The sequence below is a fragment of the Pasteurella pantherarum genome, from assembly GCF_049670885.1.
Taxonomy (GTDB): domain Bacteria; phylum Pseudomonadota; class Gammaproteobacteria; order Enterobacterales; family Pasteurellaceae; genus Pasteurella.
The window spans coordinates 854,483-870,810 of the sequence record NZ_CP187173.1; the positions used below are offsets into that span (position 1 = coordinate 854,483).

The following is a 16,328-nucleotide window of genomic DNA, read 5'->3' on the forward strand; positions in this document are numbered from 1 at the left end:
GTTTTCGCAACATTTTAAATTAGAGAATAAACCATGACAGATAATCTTCAAGACCTTATTTCAACCAAGCTGGCAGCCGCCATTGCTAATCCTTTATTTCCTGCTGTGGATAGTTTGTTGCGGGCAGGGCGGCATATTAGCCTCGATCAATTAGATAACCACGCCTTTTTGATGGATTTTCAAAACGAGTTAGACGGTTTTTATCGTCGTTATAACGTGGAATTGATTCGTGCACCTGAAGGTTTTTTCTATTTACGCCCGAAAGCGACTACCTTAATTGCCCGTTCGGTGTTGACGGAATTGGAAATGTTAGTGGGTAAGGTGCTTTGTTATCTGTATTTAAGCCCCGAACGTTTGGCACAACAGGGCATTTTTTCCACGCAAGAAGTGTATGATGAGCTATTTAATTTGGCGGATGAGGGAAAACTGTTAAAAGCGGTTAATCAACGTTCTTCTGGTTCGGATTTGGATAAGCAAAAACTGGCAGAAAAAGTGCGTGCCGCATTAACCCGTTTACGTCGTTTGGGCATGATTCATACGGTGGGTGAACAAAACAGCGGCAAGTTTACCATTTCTGAAGCGGTGTTTCGCTTTGGTGCAGAAGTGCGTGCAGGCGACGATCCTCTTGAGGCACAGTTACGCTTAATTCGTGAGGGGGAAGCGGCGACGCCAGCCTCTCTTGCCTTAGAAAAGCAAGCCAGTGGGGAAAGTGCGGTCGAAAATAATGAAGAAATTGAAGATGAATTAGATGAGGAACAAGCATAATGTCTGAAGAATTAGCCCTTGAAAATGTTGAACACGCTGAAACCGCTGTACCTCATTCTGTATTTTCCCAAGCCAACAGTGCCCCTCGTGGTAAGTTTCGCTCTTTAACCCTGATTAACTGGAACGGTTTTTTTGCCCGTACTTTTGATTTAGATGAATTAGTCACCACACTTTCAGGGGGAAATGGTGCAGGGAAATCTACCACAATGGCAGGCTTTGTCACTGCATTGATTCCTGATTTAACCTTGTTGCATTTCCGCAATACCACCGAGGCTGGCGCCACCAGTGGTTCTCGTGATAAAGGCTTGCACGGAAAATTACGTCCAGGCGTGTGTTATGCGGCGTTGGACACCCTTAACTCTCGCAATCAACGTGTGATTGTGGGGGCAAGGCTACAACAAGTGGCAGGGCGTGATAAGAAAGTGGATATCAAAACCTTTTCTATTCAGGGGCTGGCACTGTCTGAAAACCCGACGGCGGTGTTTACGGAGATCATCGGCGAACGTCAAGCTCGTGTGCTGTCGCTCAATGAATTAAAAGAGAAAATGGAGCAAAACGGCACACAATTTAAGCAATATCATTCCATTTCTGACTATCACGCTATGATGTTTGATCTGGGCATTATCCCGAAACGTCTGCGTTCTTCCTCTGATCGAAGCAAATTCTACAAACTGATTGAAGCCTCCCTTTATGGGGGGATTTCCAGTGCCATTACCCGTTCTCTACGTGATTATTTATTGCCTGAAAATTTAGGGGTGCGTAAGGCGTTCCAAGATATGGAAAGTGCGTTACGAGAAAATCGGATGACGCTAGAAGCCATTAAGGTGACCCAATCGGATCGGGATTTGTTCAAGCATTTAATTACCGAAACCACCCACTATGTGGCATCGGATTATATGCGACACGCTAATGAACGCCGTGGCAACATTGAAAGTGCGGTGCGTTTTCGTCAAGATTGGTATCAAGCCCGTCGTGAACAGCAACTGTCTCAGCATCGTTTCGTGGAGTTAAGCCGTGAATCGGCGGAACTTGCGGAAGCGGAAAAAACCTTGGAAGTGGATCACCAAAGTGCGGTAGATCATCTCAATTTGGTGTTAAATGCTTTACGTCATCAAGAAAAAATTTCTCGCTACCAAGAAGATGTGGCTGAAATCACCGCACGCTTAGAAGAACAAAAAATGGTGGTTGAAGAGGCATCAGAAGAACTTGAAGAAAGCCAAGCCCAAGTGGAACAAGTGGAACACGAAGTGGATCAAATTCGTGCTCAATTGGCGGATTATCAACAAGCCTTAGATGCCCAACAAACAAGAGCATTGCAATATCAACAAGCCATTGCCGCCCTTGAAAAAGCGAAAACCTTATGTGGCTTGGCGGATTTAAGTGTCAAAAATATTGAGGCTTATCACCAAGAATTTGCCGCCCACGCCGAAACGTTGACGGAGCAAGTGCTTGAGTTAGAACAAAAAATGTCGATCTCTGAAGCGGCAAAATCACAATTTGATAAAGCCTATCAGTTGGTGTGTAAAGTGGCAGGGGAAGTGCCTCGTTCCAGTGCCTTTGAACAAGCGAAAGCGTTGTTACGTGAATATCCAACCCAGAAACTCCAAGCACAACAAACACCACAATTGCGTGCCAAGTTGTCTGAATTGGAACAACGCTATGCACAACAGCAAAGTGCGGTACGTTTGCTGAAAGAATTTAATCAACGGGCTAATTTGAATTTAGAGAGTGCAGAAGAACTGGAAGCGTATCACGCCGAGCAAGAGGCTTTACTGGACGATTTAACTGCGGAACTGTCTGAACAGGTGGAACAGCGTTCTACCTTACGCCAAAAACGGGAACAACTGACCGCACTTTATCAAGAAAATGTGCAAAAGGCACCAGCGTGGTTGACTGCACAAGCGGCATTGGAGCGTTTACAAGAGCAAAGTGGCGAAGTCTTTCAGGATAGCCAAGATGTGATGCAATTTATGCAAGCCCAATTGGTGAAAGAGCGTGAACTTACCATTGAACGCGATCAGCTAGAACAAAAACGCCAGAAATTAGACACCCAAATTTCTCGCTTAAGCCAACCTGACGGCTCAGAAGATGCCCGTTTGAACGTGCTTGCAGAACGCTTTGGCGGCGTGTTGTTGTCTGAATTATATGACGATGTGCCCATTGAAGATGCCCCATATTTCTCCGCCTTGTACGGTCCGGCTCGCCACGCCATTGTGGTGCGAGATTTAGCGGCGGTTAAAGGGCAATTGGAGCAGCTTGAAGACTGTCCTGATGATTTATATTTAATTGAGGGCGATCCCACCGCCTTTGATGACAGTGTATTATCGGCTCAAGAATTAAGCCACGGCGTGGTGGTGCAAGTGTCTGATCGGGAATTGCGTTATTCCAAATTCCCAGAAATTCCACTGTTTGGTCGTGCCGCACGTGAAAAACACTTGGAAGCCTTGCAATTACAACGGGATGACGTGGCAGAGCAGTATGCCCAACGTGCCTTTGATGTGCAAAAATGCCAACGTTTACACGAACAATTTAGCCAATTTGTCGGCTTGCATTTAGCCTTAGCGTTTCAACCGAATCCAGAAGAATTATTGGCGGAAGTGAATCTGCAACGCAATGAAATTGAGCGTGAATTAAATCAATTTAGCACCACAGAACAGCAACTTCGCCTGCGTGTGGATAACGCCAAAGAGCAAATGCAATTGTTAAACAAACTCGTTCCGCAATTAAATTTACTTGCCGATGACAGCTTGCTTGACCGTGTGGAAGAATGCCGTGAGCAATTGGATCTCGCTGAGCAAGACGCATTATTTATTCGCCAACATGGTGCGACGTTGTCACAATTGGAACCGATTGCCAACACCTTGCAAAGCGATCCTGAAAATTACACCAGTTTGAAAGCCCAGTATGAACAGTCTGTGGCACAACAAAAACAAGTGCAACAGCGTTTATTTGCCTTAGCGGATGTATTACAGCGTCAAGCCCATTTTGCTTATGAAGAACGTGCACAAACGGACACCTCTGATCTCAACGAGCAATTACGAGCCAGATTGGACACCATGCAGCAGCAACGTGAAAGCAAAAAATCCTTGCTTGCACAAAAACAAAAACAATATGCAGGCTACAACCGTGTGCTGATTGAATTGCAAACCTCTTTCAACAATAAAAACCAAATGTTGCAAGAGTTATTGCAAGAAGTGGGCGAGTTGGGCGTACGTGCCGACGACGGGGCAGAGGCACGTGCTAAACAACGTCGTGATGAATTGCATCAGTTATTGTCTGAAAATCGTCAACGTCGTCATCAAGTGGATAGACAATTAACCCTAATTGAAAGCGAAGCACAAAGTTTAAACAACCGTATTCGCAAGGCGGAGCGTGATTATAAAGCACAGCGTGAATTAGTGGTTGCGGCAAAAGTGAGTTGGTGTGTGGTGATGCGGTTATCTCGTGGTAGCGATGTGGAAAAACGCTTAAATCGCCGTGAGTTTGCTTATTTATCCGCCGATGAATTACGTTCTATGTCGGATAAAGCACTGGGTGCTTTGCGTACAGCCGTCGCTGACAATGAATATTTGCGTGATAGTTTGCGTCTTTCAGAAGATAACCGCAAACCAGAAAATAAAGTGCGGTTCTTTATTGCGGTGTATCAACATTTACGTGAACGTATTCGTCAAGATATTATCAAAACGGATGACCCAATTGATGCCATTGAGCAAATGGAAATTGAGCTTTCTCGCTTAACTGCAGAGCTGACTCGCCGTGAGCAAAAATTGGCAATCAGTTCCGAAAGCGTGGCAAATATTATGCGTAAAACCATTCAACGTGAACAAAACCGTATTCGTATGCTTAACCAAGGCCTGCAAAATATTGCCTTTGGGCAGGTGAAATCCGTTCGTTTGGTGGTCAATATTCGTGATACGCACGCTATGTTGCTCGATGCCTTATCGGGTCACCAAGATGAATACCAAGATTTATTCACCGATCATCGCATGACCTTCTCGGAAGCCATTGCCAAGCTATATCAACGTTTGAATCCGCATATTGATATGGGGCAACGTACCGCACAAACCATTGGCGAAGAGTTACTGGATTATCGTAATTACCTCGATTTGGAAGTGGAAGTGTACCGTGGTGCCGACGGCTGGTTGCGTGCGGAAAGTGGTGCATTATCCACAGGTGAAGCGATCGGGACGGGGATGTCTATTCTATTAATGGTGGTACAAAGCTGGGAAGAAGAATCTCGCCGTATTCGCGGCAAAGATATTGTGCCTTGCCGTTTATTATTCTTAGACGAAGCCGCCCGTTTAGACGGAAAATCCATTTCCACCTTATTTGAATTATGCGAGCGTTTAGATATGCAATTATTAATCGCCGCCCCAGAAAACATCAGCCCAGAAAAAGGCACCACCTACAAACTGGTGCGTAAAATCGCTGGCAACCAAGAACACGTCCACGTGGTTGGCTTGCGAGGATTTGGTGCAACAGAGTAGTTAAGAAAAAGTGCGGTCAATTTTTGAAAAATTTTGACCGCACTTTGTGTTTCATAGCCAATCTTATTTTTGTGTGACCACACTTGGCACAAGTTTTTCCACCGCTTTTAATTTACCGTAAACATCCTCGCTTAACCCATGTTTTTTACCCAGGGTGTCGGTATCATTTAATGTGACAAACACCTCGCCTTTTTTATCTTCCCACACTAAGGCTTTAATCGGTAAATCAATGGCTAAGGTTGGGGCGACTAGCATCATGGGCGTCCCCACTTTTGGCACACCAAAAATCACCACACTGGAAAAGGGCATCTCAAGTCCTGCCTCTTTTGCAGCAGCTTGGTGATCAAGCACAGCAAAGATTTTCATCCCTTTTTCTGAGACTGCTTGTTTGATTTTTTCAACAGTTTCCACCGCAGGATAAGCACTTTTGACTGTCTTGAGTGCTGTTTGATGAGCCTGTGCCATGAATGCGGTAGCAATAAAAGGCAAAGTGAAAAGTAATGTTTTTAATTTCATAAATATCTCCCGTAAGTGATGTCAAAAATGGCGTTATTGTAGAGGATTCTTCAAATTAAACAAGAATGATTCTTATCCGAATATTCAGAGAACGCCAAAAGGGTGCTATAATCCGCCTCTCAACTTTTTAAGGAATGAAATGTATGCATAATCTTATCATAGCGGTGTGTTGTAGCGTGGCGGTTTCAGTATTACTGAAAGTGGCACGTCAGAAAAATATTGTGATTCAACAAGCGATTGCATTTAACTATATTGTGGCACTGGGCTTAAGTTATTTCTTATTAAAGCCAGATTTCAAAGGGCTGGGTTTTACGGAGTTTGTGGCTCAAAGTGACAATGCCCCTGTCTTTTTAGCGTTAGGGATTTTATTACCCACGGTTTTTATTGTGATGTCGAAAGCGGTAGAGTTTGCGGGCATTGTTCGTTCTGATGCAGCACAACGTTTATCCTTGTTTTTACCCATCCTAGCAGCTTTTTTGATTTTTGGTGAAGAACCCAATTCAACACGCTTGATGGGGATCATTGTAGCTTTTATGGCATTATTTTGCTTATTAAACAAACCTACTGATGCAGAAAACAATTGGAAAGGGGCAGTCAGTTTAGTGTTAGTTTGGTTCGGCTACGGTATTATTGATATTTTATTTAAACAAGTCGCGAAAAGTGGCGGTGCATTCCCAGCAACCTTATTTATTGTCTTTGTGTTGGCCGCTTGCGTGATGTTTGCTTACCTGTTACTTAAGCGTGAAGTTTGGACAGTACCTAGTTTTGTCGGCGGAATCCTGTTAGGGGCGTTAAACTTTATGAATATTTTGTTCTACATTAAAGCACACCAAAGTTTTAGCGAGAATCCGACACTGGTTTTTGCGGGCATGAATATTGGGGTGATTTGTTTAGGTACTTTAACAGGTGCCTTCGTCTTTAAAGAAAAAATCAGTAAAATCAATGCAATGGGTATTGGTATGGGGATAATTTCCATCTACTACCTGTTCTATTTATAAGTAAACAGCGTCTGATAATGCCGCTAAAGTGCGGTCATTTTTCAAAACGTTTTTCATTTATTAAACATCGTAAACCGCACTTTTGTGCGGTTTGTTTTTTCTGAATGTTATTGCTTATGCTAAAATAGCCTTTATTTTTCACGAGTTTGATTATGTCTATTTCTCCAGATTTTAGCTTTTTTATTTACGATTACGAAAGCTTTGGCGTTGACCCTGCCACTGATCGTCCTGCTCAATTTGCTGGTATCCGTACTGATATTGATTTTAATATTATTGGTGACCCTGTCATGTTTTATTGCAAACAAACCAATGATTATTTACCTGCTCCTGAAGCGGTATTAGTCACAGGAATTACACCACAAGAATGTAATGAAAAGGGGATTGCAGAACCTGAATTTGCAGATCGTATTTTGCAAGAGTTTAGTCGCCCAAATACTTGCGTAATGGGATTTAATAATATTCGATATGATGATGAAATGACCCGTTATACCTTTTATCGTAACTTTATTGATCCTTATGAATACAGCTGGAAGAATGGCAATTCCCGTTGGGATTTATTAGATTTGGTCCGTGCTTGTTATGCACTACGCCCTGAGGGAATAAATTGGGCTTATGATGAAGAGGGCATGCCGTCTTTTCGTTTGGAAAAATTAACCAAAGCAAATGGCATTGAACACAGCAATGCACATGATGCGATGGCTGATGTGTACGCCACCATTGCCATGGCGAAATTGATCAAAGAAAAACAACCCAAATTGTTTCAATATTTTTTTGAACATCGAGGCAAAAAAGACATTGAAGCATTAATTGATACCGTAAATCTCACCCCTTTAGTCCATGTTTCAGGTATGCTTGGCAATTATCGTGGCAATACCACATGGATTGTGCCATTAGCTTGGCATCCAACTAATCAAAATGCCGTTATTTGTTGTGATCTTGCAGGAAATATTGACGATTTACTTGATAAAGACGTCATGGAGTTACGTCAAAACCTTTATACCCCGAAAGCAGAGTTAATCGCACAAGGACGATTGTCTGTGCCATTGAAACTGGTACATATCAACAAATGTCCAATTCTTGCACCTGCTAAAACCTTGTTACCCGAGAATGCCCAACGCTTAGGCATTGATAGGGGATTGTGCTTAGAAAATTTACAACGTTTAAAAAACACCCCCCTTATTCGTGACAAGGTCACTGAAATTTTCAGTGAAGAGCGGCATTTTGAGCCAAGCCTAAATGTGGAAACCGAGTTGTATAATGGCTTCTTTGATTACAGTGATAAAAACAATATGGCTATTTTACGTAGCTTACCCGCAGAGAAGTTAGGGGAGCATGGTTTGGCATTTAAAGATGAACGTATTCCAGACTTGTTGTTTCATTATCGAGCAAGACATTATTTCAATACCTTAACACGAGCAGAGCAAATCAAATGGCAGAAATACCGTTATAAAAAATTAGAACAAGATGCATTAAAATTTGAACAAAGCTTGCAGAATTTGGTGCAAGAACATCAAGAAAATGCCGATAATTTAGCCTTATTACAAAAAGTGTATGAATATGCAGCAAAAATCTTGCCATAAATAGGTTAGCGAGATTTTATTTTCCGTTATTTAGCTAAAGGAATTTCACCAGATTTCACATAGCGTAATCAATTGAAAAAGGGTCATGGCGATTTTAGCCATGACTCTTTCATTTTTATTCATGCCTTTTTAAAAGAGATATAACTTTACATCAGATTTATGAAACTGTTAATGTGAAAGGCTTTGAACAAATGGAACAAGTTCGAATGAGTTAACACTGCTTGTTATTGATCACCATATATTGCACAAATGAAGAGATAGCAAGTGCAAAACCAAATCATCCTGAGCCAATAGTCCACAAGAAAGGACAGCGTAACGTCCATGAAAAATTAAAAGATAATCTCAACTTTTTTTAATTTGAGAAATTGAATAAGAACTGAAATAAGGTGTTATTAAAATATATAGAATTACTGAGTGCCAAATAGAATTTAATAAGATCATAAAAAAGCCGCATTCTCGCATAGCCCTGGATGTGGCTTTTTTTATGGCTTTTATTTTTGAGCATTTGTTTCTAAGAATGTATTTTACAAAACCATTACAAATGGTATTAATCATTTAATAAAATGCAAAAATGGCAGGTTACAACGTTCAAAGAATACTTAATTTGTCTTGCTTAACTAATAAAAGTGACCTGTGCATAACTCTGTGATTTATTTAATACGTAGCTTTCACTAACCTGATAACTTACTTCGCATAATGTATATTATGTTAAATATAATAATAACGTGACAAATAGACTTTTGTGACCCGATCACCAAAGCTTACTTGCTGCTCTTGTGGCATTTTTTCGTTATGTGGTTGAATCAGGAAAAATAAAAATCCCCTACTTTTTTTTCAGTGAGAAACTAAATTAAGTTGGAATATGAATGATGCTGTGGGAAATAATGGTTAAAGCTTGTTGCTTTATTTTGATATGGTGTAAATGACAAACTGTTTTATTTTGATGACGCTATGTAAAATCTAGATTTTTTGATGGATATCACTCGGATAAAATTTAAATCACGCCATTACTATATGGTGGTCAATTTTGCCCTATAGATCACCTTGGATATGATGAAAATGATGCGATTCTTCCCGAGTGCCGATAAATATCAGACAGTTTTTTTGTCTTTTTAGTGGGGAAAAAATAAACTATTTTTAACAAAAATTTGACATTTTAGATTAAAAAATAATAAGATGAACTGGTCTAACGAGAATACGCTGGTTAGATACTTACCCAAATTTAGTAGGAGAATTTACGAATATGAGTAAAGAATTCGATAAAAAACGTGATGAATTATTAAGTGAAATTCGTGATATTTTAAACAATGCAGAAGAGCTATTTGATGAAAAATCAAAAGCAGGTGTTGATGAATTGAAGAAACTTAAATCCAGTTTAGATTCACGTGTTTCTAAATTACAAGGTCAATTTAGTTCTTTAAAAGAGGACGCCGTGGCAAGCACAAAAGAAGTGATTAAACATACCGATGAATTAGTACAAGATAATCCATACAAAGCGATTGGTATTGCTGGTGTGATTGGTTTATTGTTAGGTGTCTTAATCTCCAAGAGATAAGTCTTTATAATTGTAGAAGGCTACATTCGTAGCCTTTTATTATAATTAGGAAGATAAATGCAAATTTTACAGAAAATCAAAAATATCACGCTAACTAGCATTGAACTTCTTCAAGTTCGCTTAGAAATGGCAAGAATTGAGTTAGTGGAACAAAAGAACTTTTTAGTCGCATTATTTAGTGTCTTGTTCTTCATTTTCATTCTTTTCTTGGTTTCATTTATTAGTTTATTATTTGGATTAAATGCCGTACTTGATCCCGAAATGAAAAAAATCGTCTTTTTTGCTGTAAGTGCGGTGGCTTTTTTCATTATTTTGATTTTATTACTTATCATGCGTGGTATTTTGAAGAAACAACGTAATTTCATGCTGACAACACTCACAGAAATGAAGCATGATATTCAAGCATTAAAAGGGGCACTCGCCTCCCCTTCGCATAAAACACCTCAAAAGTAAGGAGTATTTATGAGAACAGAACTTGATGAAGAAAAAGAGCTACTCATGATGAAAGGTGATGCACTGCGGATGAAATTGTATGCTCAATCAAAACCGAAACAGGCGGCAAAAGAGGGATCATTTGTCAATTCCGTTTCAACGATAGCCTCTTCATTAAACCAACCTGTGATACGATCATTAGCCGTATCCTTATTAAGTAAAAAGTTACTCAGCTCAAAATTTTTAGCGTATTCTGCTTTAGGTGCAGTGGCACTGTATTTATTAAATCGAAATAATTCTGCAGAATAACGCCATGAAAAAGGCTAGACATTTTTCTAGCCTTTTATGCATCTAACATTATTTTGTTCTTTCCACCCATTGATTACCTAAATAATCAACAATCCACTTGGTCGCTTTTCCTTCTTTTTCAGACGTCACATATTGACGTTTTTCTTTGCGGCTAAAACGAATGATAGCTTCATTCCCTTCTGGGTCATATTGTGGTGCATCGGCTAAGTAGCGTAATTTTTCAGGTAAACGATCTCGATATAACGCCAACTCTGCCACTTTTGGGGCTCGGGTTTCACGAGATTTAGGGAAATTATGTGCTGACATAAACACCCCACTTGCCCCATCACGCAACACAAAATACGCATCGGATTTTTCACATTTCAATTCTGGGAAATGTGTTGGATCTTCTTTTGGTGGTGCCACTTCCCCACTTTTGAGGATTTTTCGGGTATTATCACACTTGGTACAGCCCATATATTTACCAAAACGCCCCAATTTTAAGTGCATATCAGCACCGCACTTATCGCATTCAACAATTGGGCCATCGTAGCCTTTAATTTTGAAACTGCCCTGTTCAAGTAAATAACCATCACAATTTGGATTATTTCCACAAATGTGAATTTTACGTTCTGGATCAATGAGATAACTATCCATTGCGGTGCCACATTTTGGACAGCGTTTCCGCTCCATTAAGGCTTTGGTTTCTGACGTGTCATCTAAAACGTTTAAAAGCTCGGCTTCAGGAATTAAATTCATGGTGGTTTTACACCGCTCTTTTGGCGGTAACGCATAGCCACTGCAACCTAAAAACACCCCTGTGCTAGCAGTACGAATCGCCATTTTACGTCCACAAGTTGGGCAATCAATATCTGTTGGCACCAAGCTATTCGGCTTCATTCCGCCTTCAATTTCATCTAGCTCTGCTTGACTTAATTGTTCAGAAAAATCTTTAAAAAATTGATTAAGTTCTGTTTTCCAATTTTTTTCACCTTTTGCAATTTGGTCTAGCACATTTTCCATATTGGCGGTGAAATCATAATTCATCAATTCTGAAAAAGATTGATTTAAACGATCCGTGACAATTTCCCCCATTTTTTCCGCATAAAAACGACGGTTTTCGACACGTACATAGCCTCGGTCTTGAATCGTAGAAATAATGGCGGCGTAAGTGGAAGGTCGTCCAATGCCACGTTTTTCCAGCTCTTTTACTAAAGCCGCTTCACTAAAACGTGCAGGTGGTTTGGTGAATAATTGTTCTGGTAACACTTGCTTTAAATGCAGTGTTTCATTTAACTGTACATTCGGCAATACTTGGTCATCTGCGTTTTTACTCATTGGTGGTAATACTTTTGTCCAACCGTCAAAACGCAAAATACGCCCTTTTGCTTTTAGCTCATACTCCCCTGCTTTGACCGTTAAGGTGCTACTGTCATATTGTGCAGCTGGCATTTGGCAAGCCACAAACTGACGCCAGATCAAATCATATAAACGCACGGCATCTTTTTCCATACCCACTAAGCTGTCAGCCAATGTATTTACATCGGAGGGACGAATGGCTTCGTGTGCTTCTTGTGCATTGTCTTTACTGGAATAAAACTGTGGTTTGCTTGGTAAATAGGATTCGCCATAATGTGAGGCAATATAGCCACGCACCATATTGAGGGCATCTTGGCTTAAATTGGTTGAATCCGTTCGCATATAGGTAATATAGCCTGCCTCATATAAGCGTTGTGCAAGCATCATGGTTTTTTTCACGCCAAAGCCTAAACGGGTGCTGGCAGTTTGTTGTAAAGTTGAGGTAATAAAAGGGGCTTTAGGCTTAGAGCTTGTTGGTTTCGTCTCTAAATCCGACACCACATAATCGGCATTTTGTAAAAAATCGACCGCACTTTGTGCTTGTTCGCCGTTTTTAGGTTCAAATTTTTTCCCTTTAAATTGGGTGACCGCCAAACGTAGCACATCTTTTGTTTGATATTGGCTTTGTGTTTGCGTTAAAACGTCAATTTCCCAGTATTCTTCTGGCTGAAAGGCTTTAATTTCACGTTCACGTTCAACTAATAATTTGACTGCCACAGACTGCACACGTCCTGCAGATAAACCTCGAGCGACTTTCTTCCACAATAAAGGCGACACCATAAAACCGACAACACGGTCTAAAAAACGGCGAGTTTGTTGGGCATTAACACGATCTAAATTGAGATGTTCGGGCTTTTCAAACGCTTGTTTGATGGCATTTTTGGTAATTTCATTGAAAACCACACGGCTAAAACGAGACTCATCGCCACCAATCACTTCACGTAAATGCCAAGCAATGGCTTCTCCTTCTCTATCCAAGTCGGTAGCAAGGTAAATATGATCGGCTTTTTTTGCTAAGGATTTTAACTCCGCCACCACTTTTTCTTTACCAGGAAGAATTTGATAATTGGCTTTCCATTGGTGATAAGGATCAATCCCCATCCGTTTTACTAACGCATTGCGGTCTTTTTCTTGTTTTACCGCTAATTTTTCTTCTGCACTTAATCCTTTTGTTGAAATAGGCTTGGCTTTTTCGCCTGTGCTCGATCCAATTGTTGGCAAATCACGAATATGTCCCACGCTGGATTTTACTACATAATCACTGCCTAAATATTTATTAATGGTCTTCGCTTTTGCCGGCGACTCCACAATAACCAAGGATTTACTCATTCTATTACCCAATTTACTCAAACTTATATAAAATAGTCGCTATATTGCTAACTATCTGCTTTCAGGTCAACTCTTTTTTTAAATAAAGGCATATAAATGGATAAACTCAATGCAATCTCCGTCTTTTGTAAGGTCATTGAGACACAAAGCTTTACGCAAGCGGCGACACAACAGAATATTTCCGTCTCAATGGCAAGTAAACTTGTGGCTCAACTTGAGGAACGGCTTAAAACACGTTTGATACAACGCACCACCCGTAAAATTTCCCCTACGGAGGCAGGATTACTTTATTATCACCGTTGCCAGCCTATTTTACGGGAGCTTGAGGAAGCCGAATCGAGCATTAGCTCGTTATCCAGTGCGTTGCATGGCAGTTTATCCATTTCTGTTCCTCGTGATTTTGGCTTATTATTTCTCACGCCTAATTTATCCGATTTTATTCGAGCCTACCCGCATTTGCATGTGGATATTACCTTTAATGACCGTATGGTGGATTTAGTGGCAGAAGGCTATGACTTAGCCTTGCGTATTGGAAATTTACAAGACAGCTCTTTAGTGGCAAAAAAAATTGCCACGGCTTCACGTCATATTGTGGCAAGCCCCCAATATCTTGCTCAGCATGGTCGACCAACCTCGCCTGATGAATTAGCTCAATATGATTGTTTATTATATAAAGGCACGGGGAATCAAATTTATTGGGAGTTTGAAAAAGATCAGCAGCTACAACGCATCAAAATGGAATCAAAATTAGTGTGTAATAATGGCTTAACCTTAGTGGAGTTGGCAAAGGCTGGGCTTGGTATCCTAAATATTCCTGACTTTTTTATTAAAGAGGCATTAAAAAGCGGAGAATTGGTGGAAGTGCTGACCGATTACAGGCAACAACCACTGGATATCCATATTGTTTATCCTCATCGTCGCCATTTACCTGCCAAAACGAAAGCCTTTATGACATTTTTACAAGGGTTAAGTTTTACTCAGCAAATGAATGTGTAAGCAGTTTTTCCCACACAGGAACACAACCTTCTGGTAAATGCAAGGATTTCCCTAATTCAATCCAAGCACAAGGGAAATGAAAATCGGATCCCACGGAACATAATAACCCCTGTTCTGTTGCCCATTTCGCTAACAACACACGTTGATCTTTGGTTTGTCCACAACCTGCGACTTCCATGCCGTCCCCACCCCATTGTTTAAAATCGGCAATTAATTTTTTTAACCATTTTGTGGTCATGGTATAACGCAAAGGGTGAGCCAAAATAGCCAATCCCCCTGCCTGTTGAATGGTTTGGATTGCCGTTGGAATATCACACCATTGTGCTTTGACATAACAGGATTTGCTTTGGGCGAGGTATTTTTTGAAAGCTTGTCCTTCATGAGCCACTTTCCCTGTCTGCACCAATAAACGGGCATAATGAGCCCGTGTTACTTCGCCTGAAGTCAGCTTTTTAGCTTCTAGAAAAGCATTTTCGATCCCCACTTTTGCTAATTTTTCACCAATTTCCCTCGCTCGCTGTTCACGTAATAAGGCTTGCTGTGCTAAAAGTGCGGTCATTTTTTCAGAGGTTTCATCAAAACCGAGCCCAACAATATGAATTGGGCGATTTTCCCACATGGTTGAAATTTCCACACCACTAATCAAGGTTAAGCCTAATTGTGTTGCGGCTAAACGTGCTTGAGCAATGCCTGCCGTTGAGTCATGATCCGTTAATGCCAGTACATGAACCCCTTTTTCAGCGGCTCTTGCCACCAGCTCAGAGGGGGATAATATGCCATCTGATGCGGTGCTATGGCAGTGAAGATCATAAATTGTTGTCATCTGTTGTTCCAATGTTGATAGCCATAAGGCATAAAGAATTGGGGTGGATATCACTCCACCCCATGTGTTATTTGATTATTTAATTTGTTGAACTAATTGTTTGACTAAGTTTGGGCCGTGATAAATTAAACCAGAATACAGTTGTAATAACTCGGCACCTGCTTCGATTTTATCTTGTGCATTTTCCACGCTATCAATGCCACCACTGCCAATAATCGGTACTTGCCCTTTCAATTCTTGATAAAGTCTTGCAATGATTTCTGTGCTTTTTTGTTGTAACGGCTTACCGCTTAAGCCCCCTTGTTGATCCGCATTTTTCAAACCGCTCACGGTATCTCGTGAAATGGTAGTATTCGTGGCGATTACCGCATCCATTTTGTGACGTTGTAATGTATCAGCTATTTGCACGAGCTCTGCTTCTGTTAAATCAGGGGCAATTTTTACGGCGATAGGCACATATTTATTATACTGCTCTGCCAAGGTTTTTTGGCGAGCTTTCAGCCCTTGTAATAAATCATCTAATGCATCGCCATATTGGAGTTGACGTAAGCCCGGTGAATTAGGGGATGAAATATTGATCGTAATATAATCGGCATAATTATAGGCTTTATTTAAACAAAACAGATAATCCGCTTTGCCATTTTCTACGGAAGTAAAGGTATTTTTACCAATGTTGATACCTAAAATACCGTCATATTTCGCCTGTTTGACATTTTCAATTAAATAGTCAATACCGTAATTATTGAACCCATTGCGATTGATAATCCCCTCCACTTCAGGTAAGCGAAATTGACGGGGTTTGGCATTTCCCTCTTGTGCTAAAGGGGTGACGGTACCAACCTCAATAAAACCAAAGCCCATTGCACCAAAGCCATCAATGGCGTCACCGTTTTTATCAGCACCTGCGGCTAAACCAATAGGGTTTTTAAAGGTCAACCCCATTACCTTTTTTGAATGCCCTTCAGGGCAAGCCAAGACGGTTTTTAACAAGGGATGAAAAGGCGATTTGCCTAAGTGTTTTAAGGTTTGAATGGTCAGATCATGTGCTTTTTCAGCATCAAGGGAAAAAAGTGCCTTGCGGACGAATGAATACATACTTGTTTATCCTCGTTTATCTCTCTGGATAGTTTAACTGTGAAAACTTGCGGGATTATACGCTTTTCCATATAAAAAGTAATGAAAAAATTGAAGTTCAAGTGC

At 40.6% G+C, this 16,328-nt stretch carries 12 protein-coding genes; 8 read left to right on the forward strand and 4 right to left on the reverse strand.

Features of this window, described 5'->3' with window-relative positions:
- The first annotated feature begins 33 nt into the window (after window positions 1-33).
- Together mukE and mukB are read left to right on the forward strand one after the other, a co-directional pair.
- Window positions 34-765 (forward strand): chromosome partition protein MukE, encoded by a 732-nt coding sequence (gene mukE, locus ACPEEM_RS04050; protein WP_424405870.1) that lies wholly within the window; start codon window positions 34-36, stop codon window positions 763-765.
- The gene (gene mukB / locus ACPEEM_RS04055; protein WP_424407857.1) at window positions 765-5,252 is read left to right on the forward strand and encodes a chromosome partition protein MukB; all 4,488 of its coding nucleotides are present in this window, start codon (window positions 765-767) and stop codon (window positions 5,250-5,252) included. The genes mukE and mukB overlap by 1 nt, the downstream gene beginning before the upstream one ends.
- A 63-nt stretch (window positions 5,253-5,315) precedes the next feature.
- Here mukB and ACPEEM_RS04060 read toward each other — a convergent pair whose 3' ends face one another.
- Window positions 5,316-5,768: a DUF302 domain-containing protein gene (locus ACPEEM_RS04060; protein ID WP_424403344.1), complete on the reverse strand. Its 453-nt coding sequence runs from the start codon at window positions 5,766-5,768 to the stop codon at window positions 5,316-5,318.
- A gap of 143 nt (window positions 5,769-5,911) precedes the next feature.
- Here ACPEEM_RS04060 and ACPEEM_RS04065 point away from each other — a divergent pair, with 143 nt between their 5' ends.
- The 5 genes from ACPEEM_RS04065 (at window position 5,912) to ACPEEM_RS04085 (ending at window position 10,642) form a co-directional block, all read left to right on the forward strand.
- Window positions 5,912-6,766, forward strand: coding sequence for an EamA/RhaT family transporter (locus tag ACPEEM_RS04065; RefSeq protein WP_424403346.1), 855 nt, complete (start codon window positions 5,912-5,914; stop codon window positions 6,764-6,766).
- A gap of 152 nt (window positions 6,767-6,918) precedes the next feature.
- Window positions 6,919-8,346 carry an exodeoxyribonuclease I gene (sbcB, locus tag ACPEEM_RS04070; RefSeq protein WP_424405875.1) on the forward strand — a complete coding sequence of 476 codons (1,428 nt, stop codon included), beginning with the start codon at window positions 6,919-6,921 and terminating at the stop codon, window positions 8,344-8,346.
- A 1,243-nt stretch (window positions 8,347-9,589) separates the two neighbouring features.
- On the forward strand, window positions 9,590-9,901 hold the full coding sequence (locus ACPEEM_RS04075; RefSeq protein WP_424403350.1) for a DUF883 family protein: 312 nt from the start codon (window positions 9,590-9,592) through the stop codon (window positions 9,899-9,901).
- Window positions 9,902-9,958: 57 nt separating this feature from the next.
- Complete coding sequence (locus tag ACPEEM_RS04080) at window positions 9,959-10,354, forward strand: phage holin family protein (protein WP_424403352.1); 396 nt, start codon at window positions 9,959-9,961, stop codon at window positions 10,352-10,354.
- Window positions 10,355-10,363: 9 nt separating this feature from the next.
- Window positions 10,364-10,642: a hypothetical protein gene (locus ACPEEM_RS04085; protein ID WP_424403354.1), complete on the forward strand. Its 279-nt coding sequence runs from the start codon at window positions 10,364-10,366 to the stop codon at window positions 10,640-10,642.
- Between the two features lie 48 nt (window positions 10,643-10,690).
- On the opposite strand, the gene topA is transcribed toward ACPEEM_RS04085, so the two are convergent.
- Window positions 10,691-13,309 carry a type I DNA topoisomerase gene (gene topA / locus ACPEEM_RS04090; protein ID WP_424407859.1) on the reverse strand — a complete coding sequence of 873 codons (2,619 nt, stop codon included), beginning with the start codon at window positions 13,307-13,309 and terminating at the stop codon, window positions 10,691-10,693.
- Between the two features lie 96 nt (window positions 13,310-13,405).
- On the opposite strand from topA, the gene ACPEEM_RS04095 reads away from it, so the two are divergent.
- Entirely contained in the window at window positions 13,406-14,305 is a 900-nt protein-coding gene (locus ACPEEM_RS04095; protein WP_424407861.1) for a LysR family transcriptional regulator, read from the forward strand.
- On the opposite strand, the gene rnm is transcribed toward ACPEEM_RS04095, so the two are convergent.
- Both rnm and pyrD read right to left on the reverse strand, forming a co-directional pair.
- Entirely contained in the window at window positions 14,283-15,128 is an 846-nt protein-coding gene (rnm, locus tag ACPEEM_RS04100; protein WP_424407863.1) for an RNase RNM, read from the reverse strand. The genes ACPEEM_RS04095 and rnm overlap by 23 nt on opposite strands.
- Window positions 15,129-15,203: 75 nt before the next feature.
- On the reverse strand, window positions 15,204-16,223 hold the full coding sequence (pyrD, locus tag ACPEEM_RS04105) for a quinone-dependent dihydroorotate dehydrogenase (RefSeq protein ID WP_424407864.1): 1,020 nt from the start codon (window positions 16,221-16,223) through the stop codon (window positions 15,204-15,206).
- Window positions 16,224-16,328 lie beyond the last annotated feature (105 nt).

Coding starts and splice junctions, on each gene's coding strand:
- ACPEEM_RS04065 (WP_424403346.1), top strand. CDS start 5,912: ATGCATAATCTTATCATAGCGGTGTGTTGTAGCGTGGCGGTTTCAGTA.
- sbcB (WP_424405875.1), top strand. CDS start 6,919: ATGTCTATTTCTCCAGATTTTAGCTTTTTTATTTACGATTACGAAAGC.
- mukB (WP_424407857.1), top strand. CDS start 765: ATGTCTGAAGAATTAGCCCTTGAAAATGTTGAACACGCTGAAACCGCT.
- rnm (WP_424407863.1), bottom strand. CDS start 15,128: ATGACAACAATTTATGATCTTCACTGCCATAGCACCGCATCAGATGGC.
- ACPEEM_RS04060 (WP_424403344.1), bottom strand. CDS start 5,768: ATGAAATTAAAAACATTACTTTTCACTTTGCCTTTTATTGCTACCGCA.
- ACPEEM_RS04080 (WP_424403352.1), top strand. CDS start 9,959: ATGCAAATTTTACAGAAAATCAAAAATATCACGCTAACTAGCATTGAA.
- pyrD (WP_424407864.1), bottom strand. CDS start 16,223: ATGTATTCATTCGTCCGCAAGGCACTTTTTTCCCTTGATGCTGAAAAA.
- ACPEEM_RS04095 (WP_424407861.1), top strand. CDS start 13,406: ATGGATAAACTCAATGCAATCTCCGTCTTTTGTAAGGTCATTGAGACA.
- mukE (WP_424405870.1), top strand. CDS start 34: ATGACAGATAATCTTCAAGACCTTATTTCAACCAAGCTGGCAGCCGCC.
- ACPEEM_RS04085 (WP_424403354.1), top strand. CDS start 10,364: ATGAGAACAGAACTTGATGAAGAAAAAGAGCTACTCATGATGAAAGGT.
- topA (WP_424407859.1), bottom strand. CDS start 13,309: ATGAGTAAATCCTTGGTTATTGTGGAGTCGCCGGCAAAAGCGAAGACC.
- ACPEEM_RS04075 (WP_424403350.1), top strand. CDS start 9,590: ATGAGTAAAGAATTCGATAAAAAACGTGATGAATTATTAAGTGAAATT.